Below are 21,692 nucleotides of genomic sequence, written 5' to 3'. Positions count from 1 at the left end.
TAACTGATCGGCATTAGCCTTCGGGCTCTTTTTTTATACCTATTAAATATGAAAAGAAAGATTGACGTAAGAAATAGAAATATCGGGATATTAATAGCATCAATGCCCTTTTAATCGTAAGGATAAAATGCATAATACACTCCACTTATTCCTACAAAGGTAAGACCTTAATGTCTACTGAATCTACTCTGATAGAGCGTTGTGGTTCACAGTGCGAATTGTGTGCATCTCAAGCGCCTCTGCAGCCTTATATTGTTGCCCCACATTCCATGGTAACTGTTGACCATGCCATCATGCTTTGCGGAACATGCTTAAACGAAATTGAAGAGCCAAAAAATATCAACCACTGGCGTTGCTTGAACGACAGCATGTGGAGCCCTGTTGCTCCAGTGCAAGTTACGGCTTGGCGTCAGTTAAAGCGTTTATCAGCAAAAAGCTGGGCACAAGATGCACTAGACATGATTTACTTAGAAGATGACGTGGCGAAGTGGGCAGAGATAGGAATGGACGACGACGCAGAAAAGCCACGTGACGTTAATGGTGTGGAACTCAAAAAAGGTGACGTCGTAACAGTTATAAAGGACCTACCAATTAAAGGTTCTAGCCAAGTCATTAAACAAGGTACTGTCGTTCGTGGTATTGGGTTAACCGATGACCCTAAACATATTCAGGGCAAAGCAAATGGTCAGGCCATGTTTATCATTGCCGAATACTGCCGTAAAAAATGATAGTAAGTTTGTATTTGCCATAAAAAATGCCAGCTAAATAAGCTGGCATTTTTACTTGTGAAAAAGTGTTAGCGATAAAGTCCGATATCGCGTTGTAGGTAAGATGAAAGTTGACCAACATTGTGCTTTGGTTCTACTTTGCTTTCTACGAACAAGATATCCAACAAATGAGCAATCAATCCTTTGATATTTAACGCATAGGTCTTTGATTCCATAGACCCTGGAGCAGCTACTGTTTCAATGTGCATTACCTGTGCCATGATTGCCTCACAAATTATTCTGTTTTCTCGATGGCTCAGATAATATTCGTATTCCAAAAATTCAAAAAATGACTTTTATTAGAATTTCAGATTAGATTTTCTAATGAAACAACTCCTTAACATAAGCTTTTTAAGTAAACTACTTATAGTGACTTTTTATTCAAATAAGTCTTTTAAATTGGCACTTTCTTAGAATATATATTCACGAGCATTTTTAGAATTTACAAATAGAGAACATGGATATTTTTCATTTAATTGGAGTTATCATTAGATATACATTCCCAACATTTATTTCATCGCACTTCTTATCTATCTTGCCTATTACTCAACAGGATTAAACACAACATGTGCAACTTTATTTATATATAAAGCTCATAACCTCATTATTGTTACTGTTCTTATATTTTTCATTCGATTACTTTCTTATGTGCTAACCATCTAAAATATAATATTTAGTTTTACTTAACTATTTATTAAAGACCTTTATGTGCTAGAGAACTCAATTTAATAAAAAGCTCAAACCAACATTGCCGTTACATACTGTTACACAGAGCATCTAAAATAAACGTACGTTGTTTCAAACACTTAACATAGTAAGCTTATAGTAGATAACATTATGAGTTAATTACGTATTTCTTTTATTCGATAACAGAATAAAATCAACGCCCATTTTTAAAAATGTTTCGATGTGCAATCAATGGAGTACGCATGCTTAACCGCCTATTAAATCGACTTAATGTGTCAGCAAAAATACAGCTGATTATCATTGTAGCTAGTCTCATAATTTTTGGCGCAAAGATATTTTCCGCATTGAACCTAAAAGATCAGATGATTAACGAAAGAAAGCAAGCTGCTGAATCTTTGGTTCAGAGCGGTATTAGCCAAGTTAATCAAATTGAAAAACTCGTCATTCAGGGAAAGCTTTCATTGGAAGAAGGTCAAACCAGAGCGATAGATCTGATCAATACAAAGCGATATGGAAGTAGCGGCTATTTTTGGCTTAATGATATAGACGGTGTAATGGTCACACACCCAATTAAGCCAGAGTTAAACGGCAAGAATATGGTCAGACACAACACTGCATATATCTCAAAGGCGTTTCGACAATTTGTCGATACTGCTCGTACAGAAGGCAGTGGTTTTGTTGCTTACGACTGGCCAAAGCCGGGTAGCAGCGAATTAGAAAAGAAAGTGTCCTTCGTTGCAAAGTCCAATCAGTGGAATTGGGTGTTAGGAACAGGTGTATATTTTACCGATGTTGAACAAGCATTCGAAGATGAATTAGTAACGACGTTAATCCATACGTTTATTTTTGTTGTTGCTCTTGTCATTTTCTCAAGCCTAATTGCTCAAAATATATTAAAACCATTAAATAAACTTACCCGAACCATGTCTCTTATTGCCGATGACAAAGACTTGTCTATTGTTATGAAAAACAAAGGCAAAGATGAGCTAGCCACAATGGCAACTGCCTTCAATAAGATGAATACGAATCTTCGTGATGTCGTGGTAAATATCCATGGAAACACGGATTCATTAGCCTCTCAGGCTGAAGAGCTATCGAGTGTGACGCATCAAATCCAATCGGGTATTCGAGATCAAAAAGAGCAGACACTTGCAGTGGCTAACCGAGTAGAGCAACTTACTCTCTCAGCAGATTTAGTTTCAGAAAAGGTAGAAGTCGCATTACTCACGACCAGGGAGTCGACCGATACTATTGCAAGTGGTACCCGAAGCGTTCACGAAAACCTCGATGTCATTCAAGGCGTTGCGGAAGAAGTACAAGCTACCGTAAAAATAGCGGAAAACTTGGAAGCATCCTCCAACGAAATTGGCGACATTCTTGATGTCATTAAGCAAATTGCAGAACAAACAAACCTATTGGCGCTGAATGCCGCCATAGAAGCTGCAAGAGCTGGTGAACAAGGTCGTGGGTTTGCCGTTGTCGCTGATGAAGTTAGAACGCTCGCCCAACGTACACAAGAGTCTACCGGAAATATCCAGCGTATTATCTCTGACCTGCAAATGGGCGTACAGCACACTGTCAACTCGTTAGAGAACTGCCAACATAAAGCAGAGCTAGGGATAGAAAAAGCGACAAACTGTGGTGATGCCTTAACTAGCGTACAAGCGTCAATTAAAACACTGGCTGAAATGTCTACCGACATCGCGAACTCAGCAGAAGATCAGCGACATCAAATACTCAGTATTGGAAACAGCATATCCAGTATTTCCGAGGTCGCTGAACAGACGGAAATTGGAACCAGTCATACGTCTCAATCCAGTGAGCAGCTTAGCGTTATGGCACAGCGTTTAAATGGGCTAGTGAACGCGTTTAAGGTGTAGATTTTACTTATTCTATCTAAAGGGAGCACTCGCTCCCTTTTTTATTGATGTAAAGTTTGATATTTGTCGCTCAGACGCCTTGCAAGATCTTGCGGGAACTTGTTTCGTGCAATGGAGGACGTAACCAAAACAATATCAATATTCGGTAGTTTGGGTAACCAAGGTAATTCTAACTTATTAACGCCCTCGCCTATGCTTTTAGATGCCATTACTCCCAACGCTAGCCCCCTTCTGACGATACTTCTTTGTGCCACCGCGCTTCCACAACTGGATATTATTTGGAATGGAATATCGAGCTTTATAAGTCCTTCTGTCGCCGCGTGATAAAACTTACAGTCTTTTTGAAATAGAGCCAGTGGTAAGGGTTTTTGTTCCAATATTTTCTCGTTGTCTCCAATGAACCAGATTCCAATATCATTGGAAATTAGATACCCTTCTTCACTGTTAGGTAGCCTAGTAACAATACCAACATCAAGCCGCCCACTATCAAGCATGATCCGCACACGGTTACTTGGAGCACAAGTGATTTGTAAGTCTAAACTGTCAAACTCCTCATGCAGTAAACTCACTAAGTTCGGTAAAATGGAATCTGCATAGTCGTCTGGGCAACCCAAGCGAATTACAGTTTGAGTTTGCTGGTTCTTTATTTCGCTAACCGTTTCATCGTGTAACTGGAGGATATTTCGTGCATATAGAGCTAACCTCTGACCGTCACCGGTTAACGCTAAGTTCCTCCCCTCTTTAACAAACAAAGGCTTATCAAGTTCACTTTCAAGCTTTTTCATTTGCATGCTGATTGCCGATTGGGTTTTGAATGTCTGTTTTGCCGCTCTCGTGAAACTACCGGTATCGACAAATGCTAAAAAGCTTCGCAGTGCCTCAATGTCCATATCTCATCCTATTTAGTACGACTCTGCACATATTCTCTTATGAGTAATGCTCAAATCACCCATTCATTATTCGAATACAATCTATAAAAACTACGAATTAGTTTCGTTCGCTACTTTTCATTAACTTTAAATGAACTTCATCCACAAGGAAATGCGAATGCTGTTAGTTATTGGAAATAAAAATTACTCAACCTGGTCGCTACGCGCATGGCTAATACTATATAAATCAGAGGTTAAATTCGAAGAGAATCTAATTCAACTTGATACACCTGAATTCTATACAGAGATAAAAAAATTCAGCCCTGCACAAAAAGTACCTACCTTAGTTGATGGTGACCTAACGGTTTGGGATTCTCTCGCTATCTGTGAATACATCAATGATTCTTATATGTCAGGTACAGCTTGGCCTGATGACACAGCACAAAAAGCGAAAGCAAGGTCACTCGCATCAGAAATGCATTCAGGTTTTGTGGCATTAAGGAATGAAATGCCAATGAATATTCGAGCGAGAAGAAGTATTAACCTTTCGCAAGAAGCCAAAGCCGACATAGCTAGAATAGATCAAATATGGTCTGAACAATTTAGAGCCTTTGGAGATAAAGGAGGTTGGTTGTTTGGACGCTGGAGTATTACCGACGCTATGTATGCGCCCGTCGCACTTAGATTTCAAACATACGGTATTGAGCTATCACCAGAGGCTCAGGCTTATCAAGAGTATGTTATGAACTGTGATGCGACAAAAGAATGGATAGAAGGCGCGCTAAAAGAAGAAGAGATCGTTAACAAGGATGAAGCTGGAACGTCGGTGCTTTAACGATATAGGGTAATAAATGTAATTCCGGCTGAGCAATAGAATTAAGCCGTAAATCTCACCAATTGAATATTAAAAAAGCAGGTCCAAGGACCTGCTTTCTTCTATTTTACGCTTCTACGCTACGTGTGCGAGGTGCTCTTTCGCCACGATGGCTTCCGCGGTGATCACCACCTCGGTTACGATCGAAGCGACGCTCGCCGCCTTCACGGTTTCCACGACCTTGGCCACCTTCTCGGTTTCCGCGACCACCCTCGCGATTTCCACGACCTTGACCGCCTTCACGGTTTCCGCGATAGCCGCCGCTACCACGGTGACCTTCACGACGCCCGCCTTCACGACGACCACGAGATTCGCGGAAATCATCAAAGTCACACACAACGGCACCAACTTCTTTCTGGCGAATACGCAGTTTGCGTAGTTTACCAGCCACTTCAGAAGTCATTGCTTTAGGAAGCTGTACGAAGGTATGACCTTGTGCAAGTTTGATTGCACCGATAGAACCTTTAGTCAAACCTAACTCGTTTGCTAGAGCGCCAACGATATCTTTAACTTGTACGCCTTGCTCACGACCAACCTGAAGCTGGTAAGTATCCCAGTCTTGGTTGTTATTGCCGTAACCACGTGCACCATCGCGACCACCTTCACGGCGCTCTTTACGACGTTTCTTATCGCGCTCAATCGCTTCAATCATTGGATCTTCACCAATGTAGAACAGTGGGCGTTTGCCCTGTTGGCGCTTAAGAAGAATCGCTGCAAGTGTTGCAGCATCGATTTCTAGAGACTCTTGAAGTTTTTCAATCAAGTCGCCGAACTTGTCTAATGCTTTGTGCTCTTTTTCAGCAGCAAGTTCATTACCAAGTTTAACCAAACGCGCTTCTGCTACTTTGTCGCGAATAGGAAGTTGGATTTCTTCCATAGATGACTTAGTCACTCGCTCAATAGTGCGAAGCATACGGATTTGGTTAGTGCGAACAAGAAGAATCGCCTTACCTTTACGTCCAGCACGACCAGTACGACCGATGCGGTGGATGTATGACTCTACATCGAATGGGATATCGTAGTTAAATACGTGAGTGATGCGTGGAACATCAAGACCACGTGCAACAACGTCTGTTGCAACTAAGATGTCAATAACACCTTGTTTGATGTGATCAACAGTACGTTCACGCTGAGACTGAGGAATATCGCCGTGTAAAGCAGCTGCTTTAAAGCCACGCGCAGACAACCAATCAGCCAAACGCTCAGTATCTTGACGAGTACGAACAAAGACAATTGAAGCGTCAGTTTCTTCTGTTTCAAGAAGGCGAGACATTGCTTCGTCTTTTTCAACACCTTTAACAACCCAGAATTGTTGTTCTACTTTATCAACGGTGTGGTTCTTACCTGCTACATCAATGTGCTCAGGGTTACGAAGGAAGCGCTCTACAATGTTTTTAAGCATCGGAGGCATAGTCGCAGAAAACAGTACGCGCTGCGCTGTTTCTGGCGCTTGTTCCATGATCCAAGTTACATCATCAACAAAGCCCATGTTTAACATTTCATCCGCTTCATCAAGAACGAACGTGTGGACTTCATCTAGGTGTAGACGATCGCGGTTGATCAAATCTTGAACTCGACCAGGAGTACCGACAACAATGTGCGCACCTGACTTAAGTGCACGCATCTGATCAACGATGGATGCACCACCGTAAATCTCAAGAACTTTAAGTCCTTTAATGTTTTGACCTAGGTTCTTCATTTCAGCCGCTACCTGAATCGCAAGCTCACGAGTTGGGGCAAGAACAATTGCCTGTGGCTTACGCTGGTTTAAGTCAAGCTTATTAAGAAGAGGAAGAGAGAAAGCTGCAGTTTTACCCGTACCTGTCTGCGCTTTACCTAGAGCATCTTTTCCTTCAAGAAGATGAGGAATAGCTGCTGCTTGAATTGGAGTTGGAGAAACGAACCCCATACCTTCAAGTGAAGAAAGAATGGCGTCATTAAGTGCTAATTCACTAAACTGAATTACAGAATCTTGCATTGGGATCCCACTATATTAAAACAAAAACAAACGGTCCCACGTGCTCTACCAATTCCAATACCAATCCAGAAGGTATACTGACTCCGTTCAGATGCGGATAAGTAATAAAACGCATCAAGCCGCTAGGGACATCATTAAGGGAGACGGATTCTGCCTGAAAAGCACAAGAAATGCCAGAAAAAATTGAAATTCATCACATTTTTCATTGTTTTCCTCTTTTTTGGGTCATCAAATGGACATATTGCACACTTTTGCATCTTCGACCCCCGACTTTATAAAGCTTTCAACCCCACTAAATCAGGGGAAAATTTCTACTTTATCTAGCAATGCGGAAATTCAGACTATATAGTGAAGCGGATAATTAACAGCGACCAATAAAGATGTTTCAAGATAACCCGTTACTAGCTCAATTAAAGCAGCAAATAAAAGAAAACCTTCCAACTAAAGAAGGGACAATTAAAGCGACAGACAAAGGCTTTGGATTTTTAGAAGTAGATAGTAAGACTTCTTTCTTTATCCCACCTCCTTACATGAAAAAGTGTATGCATGGGGACAAAGTGGAAGCCATCATCCGAACAGAGAATGAAAAAGAAGTAGCAGAACCAGATAAACTGATAGAGCAGTCTTTAACTCGCTTTATCGGCAGAATTAAAATGTTCAAAGGTCGCTTAAACGTGACCCCAGACCATCCCCAACTTAAAAAACTCTCTTTAAAAGCAAAAGCCAAGAAAGGGTTAAACCCTGAAACCTTAAATGAAGGTGATTGGGTAGTGGCTCATTTGACACGCCATCCTCTTAATGGCGAAAACGGTTTCTTTGCCGAAATTTCAAAAAAAATCACCGACGCGAACGACAAGATAGCACCTTGGTGGGTAACTCTAGCCCAAAACGACTTGCCAAACAGTGAACCGGATGGCATCGAAAATTGGGAACTTAAAGACGACGCTGATCTTGAACGCGTCGACATGACAAACGTTCCTTTCGTTACGATTGATGGTGAATCAACGAAAGATATGGACGATGCGTTATATGCTAAGAAAGACGACAACGGTGGTTTTGACCTCACGATTGCAATAGCTGACCCAACAGCCTACATCACACCAGACGATGAAATGGATAAAGTCGCTAGAGACCGTGGATTCACGATTTACATGCCTGGCAGAAACATTCCAATGTTGCCACGAGATTTAGCCGATGAACTTTGTTCTCTCTTGGAAGACGAAATCCGCCCTGCCCTTTGCTGCTCCGTCACAGTCGATAAAGATGGCGTTATCGGCGACGATATTCGATTCTTTGCTGCTAACATCAAATCGCATGCCCGCTTAGTCTACGACCACGTTTCAGATTGGTTAGAAACAGGTACTTCTGACAACTGGAATCCGAGCGACGCTATTGCTGAAGTAGTAAAAGATTTGCACGAGTTTGCACTAGCACGTGCAGATTGGCGTGAAAAAAATGCTGTTGTTTTTCCTGACCGCCCAGACTATCGGTTTGAATTAAGTGAAGACAACGACGTAATCGCAATACACGCTGATTCACGCCGTACCGCTAATCGCTTAGTTGAAGAGTCGATGATCACCGCAAATATTTGTGCGGGTAAAGCGCTTAAAGACCGTTTTGGTACGGGTGTATTCAATACACACGCTGGTTTCAAAGAAGACAAATTGGCTGAAGCGTTAGAGCTTATCAACACCGACAACGCTGAACCATTTACCTCTGAAGAGGCGAAATCACTAGAAGGATTCAGCAAAATCCGTCGTTGGTTGAGTAACAAGGATACGTCGTATTTAGATAATCGCATCCGAAAATACCAAGCATATAGTGAAATGGGGAACCAACCTGAAGCGCACTACGCCATGGGTTTGGATATTTACGCAACGTGGACTTCACCTATTCGTAAATACGGTGACATGATTAACCACCGTATGCTAAAAGCACTCATCCTTGATAAGGAACCAGTACAAAAGCCCGATGATCAAGTTGGTGAAGAATTAGCGCTTCATCGCAAGCATCATAAAATTGCAGAACGCAATGTCGGTGATTGGTTATATGCACGTACATTGATAGATGCGCCTAAGAACAAAACCTGTTTCCAAGGTGAGATATTCGACGTAAATAGAGCTGGCGCTCGTATCCGTATTTTGGAAAATGGTGCGTCTGCTTTTATACCGAGCTCACAAATTTTAGATAATAAAGAACGCATAGAATGTAACAGTGAACTCGGTCAAGTCATCATCGATAAGTCTGTTGAGTGGCAACTAGGTGATGTGCTTGAAATTATCTTGATCGATGTCAACCTTGAAAATCGTAACCTTGTCGCGAAACCAACTAAAGTTTTTGGAACAAACTAAACACTTCTCAAAGTTTATATAAAAAATAATCACTTAAGAGCTCTCTAAGAAAGGAGAGCTCTTTTTGTTTTCATTAAATAAAATGCGCATTTCAGTTAAAGCAACGCCTTATCAATTACTTACGTTAACAAACTTCTAGTTGTCTCATTAATTGGCATCAGTCATAATTCAGCTCAACTTTCCTTGATTTCAAAAACTCAATAGAAATAATTAAGTTACGGAAGAAACAAAAACAGAGAAGTGCTATGGCGAATGTAACCCTACAAAAGTTCAGCAATTTCCAACAACGAGATCGTGATAGATATCACGCCGCCAATCCAGTCATTTTTATGGTGATTGAAGGCAGCGCTTCATTCAAATTTCCCGATGGCGTTATTGGAAAGTTAAGCAGTGGAGAATTTACTTTATTGGATATCTCACTGCTGACTGATGTAAAGACAGATCTTGAGAATAACGCAATTAATGCAACAGCTATCCATTTGGATACTTCAATTTTACAAAGCATCAAAGCTGGCACTGAAGATTACGTCTTCGGTAAGCAAGAGAATTCCTTTGTTAAATTCGATTCTGATGATGTCGTCGCGCAATCCATCCAAGATTTGCTTATCGGTATTCTGGAAAAAGCAAAAGGACCAAACGAAACAGCGGAGTTTCTTGCTAGAGCACTTGTGAGCGAGATGCTAAAAGTGAACCCAAGCCTTAGACGCTTGATTCACAACTCATTTGAGCTAAAAGTTAGCCAGCGAGTTATTCAACACATTGAAAAAAATATTCGAAGCGAAATCTCGCTTGAAAGCGTTTCTCGCACACTAGGTATGTCTCCGGCGACACTTAAGCGACGTTTGTCTGCAGAAGAGCTCTCGTTTTCGCACCTATTGAAGGAAAAGCGTATAAACTACGCAGCGAACCAACTGCGTGCTTCTCACGAGTCTATTTGTGAAATCGCTTTCCAAAGCGGCTTTAAAAGCGCTGCACACTTCAGTACTGCGTTTAAGAGCATTCAAGGTATGACGCCTAAAGAATTCCGCTCTCGCATTAACTGGAACCGTGAGGAGCTCAGACACGCCACTATGTGAACCTAGTTCTCATAGCGGCGCATTGAAATGAGATAAATTCGCCAATTTGCTTTTAATGAGGAATCAGTACCAAATACAATTCTCTTGGTCTGATTCGATCACCGAAAACACTTGTGACAAATCTCTACTATGTGGCACCACCGGATGTGGGTGCCACACTTTCGACAACGATTCCTTCTGACGCTTATTGACGAATAATTGCCAAGTGTGTTCATCTGGGTCGAATTCTACTTTTGCTACATCTTTTGAATAATCTGGGTGCCCTGAATCCAATTTAAAAAAGGATTTAGTAAACAATACCCCCGATTCTAGAACCTCAAAATGCGCTTTTCCATGCTCAATGGGCAAGCCTTGGTTTCTGTGTTCGCACAGTTTGCTCGCCAGCTTATCGAGGCGTTGGCGGTCAATATCACATACCAACATGGATCTATCCTCCTTCCTTTACCCCACAATAACTATAAACCCACTTCTCAGTTTTATCCTTTATTGAGCGAATATTTTCATCAATTACTCGCCTAAGACTGACTCCATATCTGTTCTTTCAGGATTAAGTACCCTCAAAAAATGGACTTAAGTGAATCAAATATCAGTAGAGTTATATCGATGCTGCTTGTAAAAAGCGGATTCACAAAAGTGTCATTGTTACGACATATGATGGCTCGAAATAATATCCACTATATGGAGTAATCTATGTTTCGCGTTGCGTTTGCCGCTTTACTTTCCTTGTTCGCTTTTTCTATACATGCCAATGAAATCAATGTTACTGGCTCGACATCCATGAGCCGCATCATGGATGTGGTCGCAGAAAAATACAATTCAGAGCACCCTGATACGTTTGTCGCTATTCAAGGAATAGGCTCAACCGCTGGAATAACTTTGGTAAAGAAAGGCGTAGCTGAAATTGGAATGAGCTCACGCTATTTGACGGATGCAGAATTCGACGAGTCACTGGCTGTCTACCCCATCGCATTCGACGGATTAGCTGTCGTTGTTAACCGCGCTAACACAATAAAAAATTTATCGCGTAAGCAGCTGACGGATATTTATTTAGGGAAAGTGAGTAACTGGCAACAGCTTGGAGGCGAAGATCGAACTATCGCTGTCGTGACAAGAGAAACCTCATCTGGGACTCGTTACAGTTTTGAAAGCTTGCTTGGGCTAACTAAAGTCGTCAATAACCGCTTAGTGTCCAATATTAACGCTGAAAACCTAGTCGTAAACAGCAACAGCATGGTGAAAACGATAGTGAACCATAACCCTCAAGCGATTGGTTTTATCTCACTAGGCTCAGTTGACCGCTCTGTGAAGGCGATATCTTTTGAAAATGTAACACCAACAAGTCAAAACATCGCAAATAATAAATATGAACTGTCGCGACCATTTCTATTGTTTCACGATAAAGAAACGATTACAGAACAAGGAAAGTTGTTCATAAACTATGTTTTGTCGGAAAAAGGTCAGACGTTTATTGAGGACTACGGCTACACCGGAATTCACTCCTCTGATTAATAAATAACACCCAAAAATATAAAAAGGCTGCCACTTGGCAGCCTTTTTACGTTAATTAACGACTATATTACTAATCGAATTACCGACACAACGACACACCCAGGTCGGCGAATACCTTCAATTTCCACTTTAATTTCACGCTCAATTTCTATGCCTTTAGAAACTGGAGTAACTTTAAGAAGCTTACTTCTAGCACGAATGCGATTTCCGGCTTTCACTGGATATGGGAAACGAACATGATTCAACCCAATGTTAACCGTCATTTTTGCTGCAGGAAACTGTGGGTTCTCGGGGTCAACACTGTCTGTGAGCTTAGAGAGCATCGACAATGTAAGAAAACCGTGCGCAACTGGTGTTTTGAACGGTGACTCTTGAGAAGCACGCTCTGGATCGGTGTGTATCCACTGCATATCTTCCGTTACTAAGCCAAACGCGTTAATACGCTCTTGGTCGATCGTAGCCCAATCACCAACATGAATCTCTTCATTTAATTGATTCTGTAATTCGAGATACAACTTTTCCGCCTCTTCCGACATTGGAATAAGCGTTTTGTCTACTTGTGGAGACTCTTCATTAACTGCAGGTGTACTGTGATCTTTAACCCATGGAAAAAGATGTTGCGCGTGCGCTCTATTAACAATATCACTCCAGTATTCACGCAGCATCGGAGACATCAATTCACGAAACTCGAAATGATGCTTCTTAGCCAGTGACTCACTTTTGTGTTTGAGAATATCAACAACTTTCATATTTTACCTTACTACACAACAACTCTCATAAGAGTTCTTAATAGTAATTTTGAATGAGATTAGTAAAAGTGGCAAATACTTTCGGGCGAACAAGTGTTGTCTGAAACAGTATATATCCTTAAAAAACATAAAGATAAACAATAAAACAATATTTTATTATCCCCTTATGCCAAAGGGGGAATTGATTATATTTTTAACATTTCGCTATCAAATACTCTCTTTTATCAACTCAATACAATGTCAATGAGTACGAAGTCACCATATCGTTCAAAATACCGCCAAACGTTTTAAAAACTTAATTTATTCCTTTACAAGGATCGAGCATTTACATAGTATTTGCACCGCAACGGAGAGATGGCTGAGTGGTTGAAAGCACCGGTCTTGAAAACCGGCATACGTTAATAGCGTATCTAGGGTTCAAATCCCTATCTCTCCGCCACATTAAAAAAGGGCGCTGTTTTCACAGCGCCCTTTTTGCATTTTAATCTTAGAAAGTTTCGAAAAACAGAAACGCCTCTTTTCACTTACTAGGCACAGCCTCGAAGTTTAGTCTCTGTTCGATCTTCTAGTTATTACGTAAACATTAGACAAGACTAAAATGAGGAAATTACTCTTAGTTTGGTTTTCTGTAGAGGTTAACGAAGCGAGAAGAAATCGGGTGAGTTAGTGCTTATGCCAGATGGCTTAATTATCTTATGTTCACATCAGTTAGTCGGTATTCTTATATTATATTTTAGTCCATCATCCGATTTCACCTGAATACTTCCTTCTAGCCCCCATATTACAGTCATATAAATAATAGTTGCACTAAATCCTAAGTGTTTATCTATTCTCTTGGTTGTGAAGAATGGGTCAAAAATCTTTCCTAAGTCATTAAACTCCATCCCGACACCATTATCTTTATATGTAATAACAATTTCCTTACCATTTTTTTCTAGGTTAATGTCAATCGCCTTATTACCCCCCTCAATGAATGCATGATCGAGAGAGTTTTCAATTAACTTATCGAATAGTTTGATAATAAGTTTCTTCTTTGTTGAAACAGCAATATCATTGCAAACCAGATTCAGCGTAACATTATTCTCTTCAAGTTCTTTCTCTTTTGACTTACTAATATCACAAATTAGATCTTGCAGGTTTACTTTTTCTATATCGGGTAGATCATGTACTGGCAATGTTTTAAAAGCTGTTATTAATTGATTTAATTTATTAAGATTTGTAGTAATCAGTTGAGATATACTTTCTTCCTGTTCAATCCAACTTATTATATCATCGCGTGTAAGTTTATTTGATTCTAGTTTCCCATTCATCCTATTCGTTTGATCTAGAAGATGACTACTTGAGGTAACGCATACTCCAATAGGCGTATTCATTTCATGTGCAACCCCCATTATGATATTAATCATGGTAGAAAAAAGTTGTGCGCGGTATTTCTCTTTTTGTGCTTCTAATATTGATAGTACGCTTTTAACGCGAATGAGAACTTCTTTAGCTCTGAATGGCTTAGTTATATAGTCGTGCCCTCCCGCTGAGAATGCTTCCTCAATTGAATTGGTATCCGAATTGGCACTAATAAAAACAACAGGAACGTCACATAACTCAGGGGTCAATTTTAACTGTCTACACGCTTCAATCCCACTAATCCCCGGCATGTTAATATCCATCAAAACCAAGTCCGGGACATTATTAGCAATGCTTTTTATGGCCATTTCACCATTTATAGCCACTCTAATGTTATAGCCTTCGCCAGTCAAAATTGATTCTAGGAGTTTTAGATTAGCAGGTGTATCGTCTACTATCATAATGTCCTTCATTTTAACTTCCCCCGCTTTTTGCGAAAATACAACACGAAATTATTCATATACTTAAATTCATTAGCTACAACTCCTAGTGCTTTCTAACATTTAAAATTATTGTTAATACAGCACCTTCATTCTGTCACTTATCTTTAGCCTTTAATTTTGCCAAAATATTAGCCAATTCAAAATTTTCTAGCATTTCTATTATCCACTGTGACTCATTACTAAACTCAGCTGGCATTTTTTCGCATAGCTTTATCGCACTTTTTGTATCCCCCATCTCAATCAGCTCAATTAGCGAGTTGTGTTGCTCCGGAGATAGTGATTTTAAATTAATTTCTCGAGGTTCTGTTTCATCTGTTACTTCATCATCATTTGATTTTGTTTCAATAACTGAATGTTCTAAATAGTTAATCAAGCTTTTAATTAATGTTTGCTTTGCCAAAGGTTTAGTCAGTAGATCGTTACATACTTTGAGTAATTCTTGTTGTTCGTCGACCATTGCAGAGGCGGTAACCATCACTAACGGCATACAATTAGGTCCCAAATCCTCTCTGAGTTTAACGCATAGCTCTTGCCCATCGATAACAGGCATTTTTAAATCTGTAAGAACTAAATCTGGCTTAAAAGCATGTATTTTTTCTAATGCGTCTTGCCCATTTTCAGCTTCCATTATGTCGAAAGACCAATCGGACAAATAACTCGATATAAGGCTTCTGTTGTATGGGATATCATCGACGATCATTATTTTCGCGGGTTCAAACTCGATTTTTTCGAAGGAAACTTGAAGACTTTCATTAATCATGTCAGGTAGTTGTGTATCACACTTCTCTACATCGGGTATCATAATGCTAAAACGGGAACCCATATTTTCCCCTTCACTCGAGACATTGATCTCCCCCCCCATTAAATGGACAATTTCTAAAGTAATAGCTAACCCGAGGCCTGTACCACCGTATTCAGAGCTTTTTTGACCTGACATTTGTTCAAAAGCATGAAATATACGCTGCTGCTGTGATTTTGGAATGCCTTTCCCTGTATCGATAACATCGATGTAGATATCGACCTTTCTATCAATACTTGAAGGCGTTGTCCTAATGCTAACTTTGACGCTACCATCGCGTGTAAATTTCACGGCATTGCTACAAAGGTTTATCAATACTTGTTTGAGTTTCAATGTATCAAGTAATACACAACCTTCTAAGTCGTCACTGGATTGGATTTCAAAAAGGATATCTCGCTCACTAGCTTGCTTGTAGAAAAAGCTGTATAGCTCATTCAAGAGTTGCTTAAGCGAAGTGGGGTTATGTTCCAGCTCCATCTTGCCCGATTCAATTTTAGCAAGATCGAGAACGGAATTGATCAAGGCAAGCAACGTGTTACCAGCACTGCTGATTGCTGTTAAATAGCCAATGCTTTTAGTATCGTGCATCTGCGACTTTAGCATTTCAGAAAAACCCAACACAGCGTTTAATGGTGTTCTCAACTCATGTGACATGTTAGATAGAAACTGACTTTTCGCCTGATTAGCCCGTTCTGCTTCGTCTTTGGAAATTTCCGCTTTTTTGCGGGCGTCTTCAGACTGCAACTGTGCCACCGAAAGTTCTTCAGTCCGCTCTTTTACACGCATTTCCAAATCTTGGTTTAGCCGTTTAATATCGGCCAGCATTGTCATTCTTAAAATCGCAGTAACCCCCATTCTAAAAAGGGTCGAAACAAATTCATTTCCGACGTACTGACGCTGCACATTTCCAACCTTTCCTCTTGTATCGAAGATGGCGATGACCTTCTGTTCATGAATCATGGGTATGCAGCATCTCAAATCCGAATTGTTCTCTGCGAATTCTGTTTGTTTTTGATTGATTGATTTTAATAGTAAGTCGTCAATGCTATGAACTTCATCAGAACCTTTGTAAGCCTGCTGTCTTGCATCATTCCATAGATAAATCTCACAAGAGTCGAGCCGTAGGTAGCCCATAAGAACGTTTTTAATAATGGTTAATATATAAATTTCCGATTGCTCACGGTTATCTATCGAAATAATTTCAGAAAGCTCTTCTCCCGTTGTGTTTAAGGTATTTAAATCGGATATTTTCTTACGAATCGAATCTCGCATGATCGCAAAGCTATTGGCTAAACTTCCAATTTCATCCTTTCTTTCCTTTTCTATGTCGCAAGATAAGTTCCCCTTGGCTAACTCGTCTGAAGACACTTTAAGTTTTTGTAACGGATTGATGACAACAATCATAAGAATCATATAAATAGCAGTGTATAGCACCGCAAACAGCACAACGCTTTCTACTATGGTATTTATTATTAAATCAGTTAATTTTTCTCTTAGAAAATCCCTTGTAATATAGACTTTTGCTACCCCAATTACTTCATCATCAGCAGAGTTACCTGAACCCACTGAATTAAATAGGATATTTTCTTCTCTATAATAGAGATTTTCGTTGATGTCCTGAAAGTCTTCGTTTAAACCGACCAGTTCCCAGTTTTCATCTCTGGTTTGACCATGTGTTACGTAGGTATTGGTTGAATCTTTAATAAGGATTGAATGAAACTCTTTATCATTCATTTCAGATATAATGATTTGATATACCTGATCACTATAAATGTTATAGAGTAACTTCCCTAACCCCAACGACATTCGAGTTAAGGTTGCATCCATTTTCTCTTCAACTTGTCTTTCTAGTTCTTTTTCTGACTGGTAATAATTAAACACACCTAAAATGGTGCTAATAATAATGAATACGATTAAAAGAGGGATTCCAAGTTTGCTGCGAATACTATTGAATAAATTGGAATTTTTTATCATTTTATATTCTGCTTAGTTAGTGGAACTATGCAAATGAAAAAGATGCGTATATTTACTTACGCATCTCATTGTAACCGTAATACATATCAAAATTTTCCAACATCAAGCAGCGTGTATATACGGTCTTCTTTACCCAGGTATGCAATCGCCTTTACAGCACCTTCATTCAACACATCCACTGAAGACCAGATTGCCCCCTCAAAGTCAGGGTTTTTCTTCAAAAATTCTTCTACTGATGTTTGTGCTTCTTGCACCGATTTTTCTGAAATAGTCACTTGGCTTCGCCCCATAAGGTCAAGATTGCTGTAGGTTTTTAACACACCATCCATAATCCTTGTTCTTCTTCTAGACGCTACATTGTCTTCTGATGTAATAACCAATAAATCCGTCTTATCGTTTTTTGTCATTTTATCAAACAGCAATGGTGTAATTAGCGCTGAGAGGGTGTAATCATTCAGTGTTTCCCCATCATTTGTTTCTGTTCCCCAATTCCCTTCCATCGTCGGCCAAGATGAGGATTGGACATACTGGTCGGAAAACTCGCCTGTTTCACTCCATGGAAACTTACCTATTTGCGGAAGGTTGTTTTTAGTGGCAAGTATTGTGGGTACGTACAAGTTATAAGGCACGACATCACCGCAATAAATTTTCTCGGATTCGTTGTCTTTGTTGAAGATATCATTCATGCAGTCTGCCACCTGTCTTCCCATCATCTCAAAATTCTGAGATTCTGTAGCCAGAAAAGAAGGCCTTTGCCTGATCATGTCAAATGTCCATTTGTTTCCATCAATACCTGTGGTGTAAACGCTGTTCCCTTTCTTTGCATTTAATATGGCTTGTGTTGCTCCTGCTGCGGGTTCATCCCATGCTGCCCATACCGCTCCGTCGAAATCAGGATTGTTTTTAAGATAGTCCGACACAAAACTTCTTGAGTCCTGCACTTGCCCGGGAATGCTCGTGTGGTGCATTTTTACCAATTTGATATCAGGATACTCCGCCAATATCGCTTCCATTATGTCCGTTCTTTTTCTAATACCGTGATGATCTAACCAAGTAACAGCAAGCAATTCCTTTTTGCCATCGACGAGCATTTTATCAAACAAAAATTTGGTGATTCGGGCTGATAAAAAGTAATTATTTGAAGTTATATTTGTTACTACGTCCTTGTGGAATCCTGCATCCCCATTTATTACCGGAATACCGGCATTTTTTGCTTTCAAAAGTGCAGATTCAATAAGGTTAGGGTCGAGCATATCATTAAAAATCGCATCTACTTCACGGTCGACAAAATCATCAAAGTAATCATCGGCTTTGCTATAGTCTCCGAAAATTTCGGCTTTAATTACATTCCAACCATATTCCTTGGCTCTTAAGGAAAAAGAATTACCGAAGCGGAGCATCGTATTCGATTGAAAATCAACGGTTATTATGGCGACCGTTTTCTGTTTTTCTTCGGCGTTCGTACTCAGAGGACTTATAATTAATATTACAAAAAATGTCACCAGTAACCTTGCTCTAAAATTCCACATTTTCTTACCTAATTGCCGCTTTTAAATTTAGAAAATCAGCCTTGTTTTTTTAATTATTCATGCTAAGACTGAATGAAATATATAAATGCGGAGACCTCTCTCTGGCAGGTTTTTCTGTCTAAGTAGCTATGGAGGAAACGCACATTTAAAAGATAGTTTAGGTTTCTTTAAAACTCCAACCATCGAATACCCGAGTCAAAAGCAATTTATTTTCACATCAATGTTCGAGCGTTTATTCAGACAATCATACCCAGCCATTTACGTTCGTTTGGAGGAATGGAGTGGACGTTTCAAACTGAAACGAGACGCTTTTATTGCAGCGATTTTTTTCTTGTTGCTACAAGCGTACCTTTTCTCCCATCACAAAAGTCTAAAATTGGACATTTATGTACTAATGGTATATTTTTGGACTGAGTTTAAGTGTTGAACTAGGACAGTTAAGGTGGGTTTATGGTTCATTCAACTAACGCTGTATTTGCGAACGGCTTATCTACAGAAGATAAAGAAGTCCGCTCAACAGGCTTAAAAGCTGCATTGAGTATTTTGGAAAAGTGGTCTTTGACTAATAACCAGATGATGCAGATTCTTGGTCTCAAGAAAAGCCAGTTTTTTAAAGCCAAAGCTAACCCAAGTTCTCTAAGTATAAGTAATGATCTTTTAGAACGAATTAGTCTTATTCTGAATATTCATGGTGTGCTGAGAACCGTTTTTACAAACCCAGAGCTTGTCTATGGGTTCATGACACGTAAAAACAACAATCAGTTCTTTAATGGTCGCTCCCCTATTGAAATTATCGAGGGAGGTAACTTCGGCTCTTTGTACGACGTATACCACCGAATTAATGCGCTTCGAGGCGGTCAATGGCAATGAATAACTCCGTAAAATCACTCAAAGACCAAATCGCGTATCGCCTCATTCCTTCTAAATACCCTCCAATTACTTTATTTGATGACGTAGCTAGTGAGGATGAATTCGCGGCATTATACGCCATTCAAGAACTGACTAACCCCCGAATACAGAACGAAGTAGGTAACCTATCTCTAGTCGCATTAAACGACATACCTTTTGGGATTTCTGGTTGCAGCTATGCTCTCGCGCCGTTTGTGCATCTAGGTCGTGATGGTGGTAGATTTAACGACGGTCAATTTGGTGCTTTTTACTGTGCTCAAGAAGTCGAAACCGCAATAGAAGAAGTCTCCTACCATCAAGTTCGTTACATGAACAATATCGATAATTGCCCTTTTGATGTGATTACCTACCGCGGATTAGAGTGTTTATTTTCCGCAAACTTGCATGACCTGACAGCCGTAAGCTTAGATAACCCGATCTACGATCCCAATAATTACGGAGCCAGCCAGCAGTTAGCTAGAGAGCTAAAGCAAATCGGCAAAGAAGGACTTCAGTACTACTCTGTGAGATCGGTAAAAAGTGAACAGATTTGCTTCGCACTGTTTTCTCCAAAATTCATCCAAAGGGTGGTACAAACGGCGCACTTTGAATCATTCTATAGCGATGGAAAAATCATAAAGTTTGAGAAAGTCTCTCCCTGCGGAGATTAAATTCGATTGAAGCTGAATATTACACACAGTATCGCTCTAAATACTGGTTGTTTTGGCTAGTTTATTTTTATTACAAGTTCAGTGAAACCGGTGTTCTTGTCGGGCTCACGTGTGAAAACCAAATTACTGTAGCTATGAACAATCAGCTCTGCAGTAGTATCAATGATTGAACCAGGCATCAAATGCCCACCAAACACCTCTCCTTTTCGGTTTGCAACAGAAATGTGTATGTGTTGATGGGAGTGAGTTAGCGTCCCCATAATAGAGACTATTTCCAAAGGTTCTTCCAACCTTAAATATTCTTGAGCGCCTGCCAGCCGTATATGCAAGCTAGACAAACTTCCAACACACGACGCAATAGAACCAGCTTGAATACCCTTTTCTATCACGACAGACTCAATGGCACCTTTTAAGTCCGCCCCTTTTTGAAATCGAAATGCGAGAGGGATAATTTGATTCATAGAAACTCATAATCTTTTAGTGAAAAAGGAAGCTTATACCCAATCCAGTTCGCGTTGCTAGGTATAAATTTAGGCCATCCTATTTCATTGCTCTTAGCATATGGTCAAATCTCGATTTGGAGTACAGGCGAGGCTTTCGAAAGGTAAATTTCATCCCGATTAAAGAAACAACTAACAGACATGTAGCCATAAGCAAGGGTAACATTTGCTTCTCTAAATTCGATTCGAAACTGCCATACAGAGTGAGTGATAGAGTCATGACCAGAGTAAATAGATATAAAGCAACCGACAAAATTAAAGAGCGGCACACTAAATAGATGAAATCGTCTAACCACACCATGGTACTCAAGACACGTCGATTAGCCAAAAACTGTATTGCAAAGATAAATGCCCAAATTACAAATAATGCAACAGCAAGTAAAAAGTTAAGTGATGAGCCATTGAGCATTTCTGTAAGGACCATTGTATAGCCAAACAATGAAATGCCTACCGCTACACTGACGACCTCGTAGAAATGGCGATAAATCAAGCTGTCTTTGCCGAATTTTGATCCAATCATGCTAATTCCTTAGTAAACCACTAGATACTGTTTAAATATACAGTATCGTTATTATATGAGACAACCTAAATCTGATCTTTTTTACGGACACGCATACACAGTGTTTTCCCTGAACGTTTTTACTTGAGGATGATTTAAAAATGCTATGAAATTCAGATGGTAAGAGTTTTAATAATAGAAATAGAAAGGGATTTTGCAGCGCTTAAGAAAAACCACCTCGTCATGCA

18 protein-coding genes and 1 tRNA gene are annotated in these 21,692 nt (G+C 39.9%); 9 read left to right on the top strand and 10 right to left on the bottom strand.

Translation table 11 applies throughout. The features are described from left to right. The first annotated feature begins 170 nt into the window (after positions 1-170). Positions 171-728 (top strand): PhnA domain-containing protein, encoded by a 558-nt coding sequence (locus CW749_RS21620; protein ID WP_101114460.1) that lies wholly within the window; start codon positions 171-173, stop codon positions 726-728. Between the two features lie 68 nt (positions 729-796). On the opposite strand, the gene CW749_RS21615 is transcribed toward CW749_RS21620, so the two are convergent. Further along, positions 797-988, bottom strand: a complete 192-nt coding sequence (locus CW749_RS21615) for a hypothetical protein (protein ID WP_101114459.1) — start codon at positions 986-988, stop codon at positions 797-799. Positions 989-1,696: 708 nt separating this feature from the next. Here CW749_RS21615 and CW749_RS28265 point away from each other — a divergent pair. Beyond that, entirely contained in the window at positions 1,697-3,334 is a 1,638-nt protein-coding gene (locus tag CW749_RS28265; protein ID WP_180958467.1) for a methyl-accepting chemotaxis protein, read from the top strand. A gap of 41 nt (positions 3,335-3,375) precedes the next feature. Here CW749_RS28265 and CW749_RS21605 read toward each other — a convergent pair whose 3' ends face one another. After that, the gene (locus tag CW749_RS21605) at positions 3,376-4,224 is read right to left on the bottom strand and encodes a LysR family transcriptional regulator (protein ID WP_101114457.1); all 849 of its coding nucleotides are present in this window, start codon (positions 4,222-4,224) and stop codon (positions 3,376-3,378) included. Positions 4,225-4,381: 157 nt separating this feature from the next. Here CW749_RS21605 and CW749_RS21600 point away from each other — a divergent pair, with 157 nt between their 5' ends. Further along, entirely contained in the window at positions 4,382-5,038 is a 657-nt protein-coding gene (locus tag CW749_RS21600) for a glutathione S-transferase family protein (protein WP_101114456.1), read from the top strand. 106 nt (positions 5,039-5,144) lie between these two features. Here the strand turns inward: CW749_RS21600 and CW749_RS21595 are convergent, their stop codons facing one another. Beyond that, positions 5,145-7,055: a DEAD/DEAH box helicase gene (locus CW749_RS21595; protein WP_101114455.1), complete on the bottom strand. Its 1,911-nt coding sequence runs from the start codon at positions 7,053-7,055 to the stop codon at positions 5,145-5,147. Between the two features lie 380 nt (positions 7,056-7,435). On the opposite strand from CW749_RS21595, the gene rnb reads away from it, so the two are divergent. Together rnb and CW749_RS21585 are read left to right on the top strand one after the other, a co-directional pair. Continuing rightward, on the top strand, positions 7,436-9,406 hold the full coding sequence (rnb, locus tag CW749_RS21590; RefSeq protein ID WP_101114454.1) for an exoribonuclease II: 1,971 nt from the start codon (positions 7,436-7,438) through the stop codon (positions 9,404-9,406). A 245-nt stretch (positions 9,407-9,651) separates the two neighbouring features. After that, a complete protein-coding gene (locus CW749_RS21585; RefSeq protein WP_101114453.1) occupies positions 9,652-10,482 on the top strand; it encodes an AraC family transcriptional regulator in 831 nt (276 codons plus the stop codon). Between the two features lie 63 nt (positions 10,483-10,545). Here CW749_RS21585 and CW749_RS21580 read toward each other — a convergent pair whose 3' ends face one another. Further along, positions 10,546-10,905, bottom strand: a complete 360-nt coding sequence (locus tag CW749_RS21580) for a DUF3024 domain-containing protein (protein WP_101114452.1) — start codon at positions 10,903-10,905, stop codon at positions 10,546-10,548. A gap of 267 nt (positions 10,906-11,172) precedes the next feature. On the opposite strand from CW749_RS21580, the gene CW749_RS21575 reads away from it, so the two are divergent. Then, positions 11,173-11,991, top strand: a complete 819-nt coding sequence (locus CW749_RS21575) for a phosphate ABC transporter substrate-binding protein (RefSeq protein WP_101114451.1) — start codon at positions 11,173-11,175, stop codon at positions 11,989-11,991. A gap of 62 nt (positions 11,992-12,053) precedes the next feature. Here the strand turns inward: CW749_RS21575 and CW749_RS21570 are convergent, their stop codons facing one another. After that, positions 12,054-12,740: a MaoC family dehydratase gene (locus tag CW749_RS21570; RefSeq protein WP_101114450.1), complete on the bottom strand. Its 687-nt coding sequence runs from the start codon at positions 12,738-12,740 to the stop codon at positions 12,054-12,056. 348 nt (positions 12,741-13,088) lie between these two features. Between CW749_RS21570 and CW749_RS21565 the strand changes: the two genes are divergently transcribed. Beyond that, positions 13,089-13,179: transfer RNA gene (locus CW749_RS21565), tRNA-Ser, on the top strand. A 265-nt stretch (positions 13,180-13,444) separates the two neighbouring features. Here the strand turns inward: CW749_RS21565 and CW749_RS21560 are convergent. From CW749_RS21560 to CW749_RS21550, 3 genes are all read right to left on the bottom strand, one after another. Further along, the gene (locus CW749_RS21560) at positions 13,445-14,554 is read right to left on the bottom strand and encodes a hybrid sensor histidine kinase/response regulator (protein ID WP_101114449.1); all 1,110 of its coding nucleotides are present in this window, start codon (positions 14,552-14,554) and stop codon (positions 13,445-13,447) included. Positions 14,555-14,678: 124 nt separating this feature from the next. After that, entirely contained in the window at positions 14,679-17,357 is a 2,679-nt protein-coding gene (locus CW749_RS21555; RefSeq protein ID WP_101114448.1) for an ATP-binding protein, read from the bottom strand. Between the two features lie 86 nt (positions 17,358-17,443). Further along, complete coding sequence (locus CW749_RS21550) at positions 17,444-18,886, bottom strand: substrate-binding domain-containing protein (protein WP_101114447.1); 1,443 nt, start codon at positions 18,884-18,886, stop codon at positions 17,444-17,446. A 450-nt stretch (positions 18,887-19,336) separates the two neighbouring features. On the opposite strand from CW749_RS21550, the gene CW749_RS21540 reads away from it, so the two are divergent. Together CW749_RS21540 and CW749_RS21535 are read left to right on the top strand one after the other, a co-directional pair. After that, positions 19,337-19,756, top strand: coding sequence for an MbcA/ParS/Xre antitoxin family protein (locus CW749_RS21540; protein WP_101114445.1), 420 nt, complete (start codon positions 19,337-19,339; stop codon positions 19,754-19,756). Next, complete coding sequence (locus tag CW749_RS21535; RefSeq protein ID WP_201797027.1) at positions 19,753-20,445, top strand: RES family NAD+ phosphorylase; 693 nt, start codon at positions 19,753-19,755, stop codon at positions 20,443-20,445. The genes CW749_RS21540 and CW749_RS21535 overlap by 4 nt, the downstream gene beginning before the upstream one ends. 56 nt (positions 20,446-20,501) lie before the next feature. Here CW749_RS21535 and CW749_RS21530 read toward each other — a convergent pair whose 3' ends face one another. Both CW749_RS21530 and CW749_RS21525 read right to left on the bottom strand, forming a co-directional pair. Beyond that, positions 20,502-20,906, bottom strand: a complete 405-nt coding sequence (locus CW749_RS21530) for a PPC domain-containing DNA-binding protein (protein WP_101114443.1) — start codon at positions 20,904-20,906, stop codon at positions 20,502-20,504. A gap of 79 nt (positions 20,907-20,985) precedes the next feature. Continuing rightward, positions 20,986-21,465 (bottom strand): hypothetical protein, encoded by a 480-nt coding sequence (locus CW749_RS21525; RefSeq protein WP_101114442.1) that lies wholly within the window; start codon positions 21,463-21,465, stop codon positions 20,986-20,988. Positions 21,466-21,692 lie beyond the last annotated feature (227 nt).

The organism is Vibrio sp. vnigr-6D03 (genome assembly GCF_002835515.1).
Classification (GTDB): domain Bacteria; phylum Pseudomonadota; class Gammaproteobacteria; order Enterobacterales; family Vibrionaceae; genus Vibrio; species Vibrio penaeicida.
The sequence above is the reverse complement of the archived record's forward strand: the minus strand, read 5'-3'. Positions and strand labels throughout refer to the sequence as shown.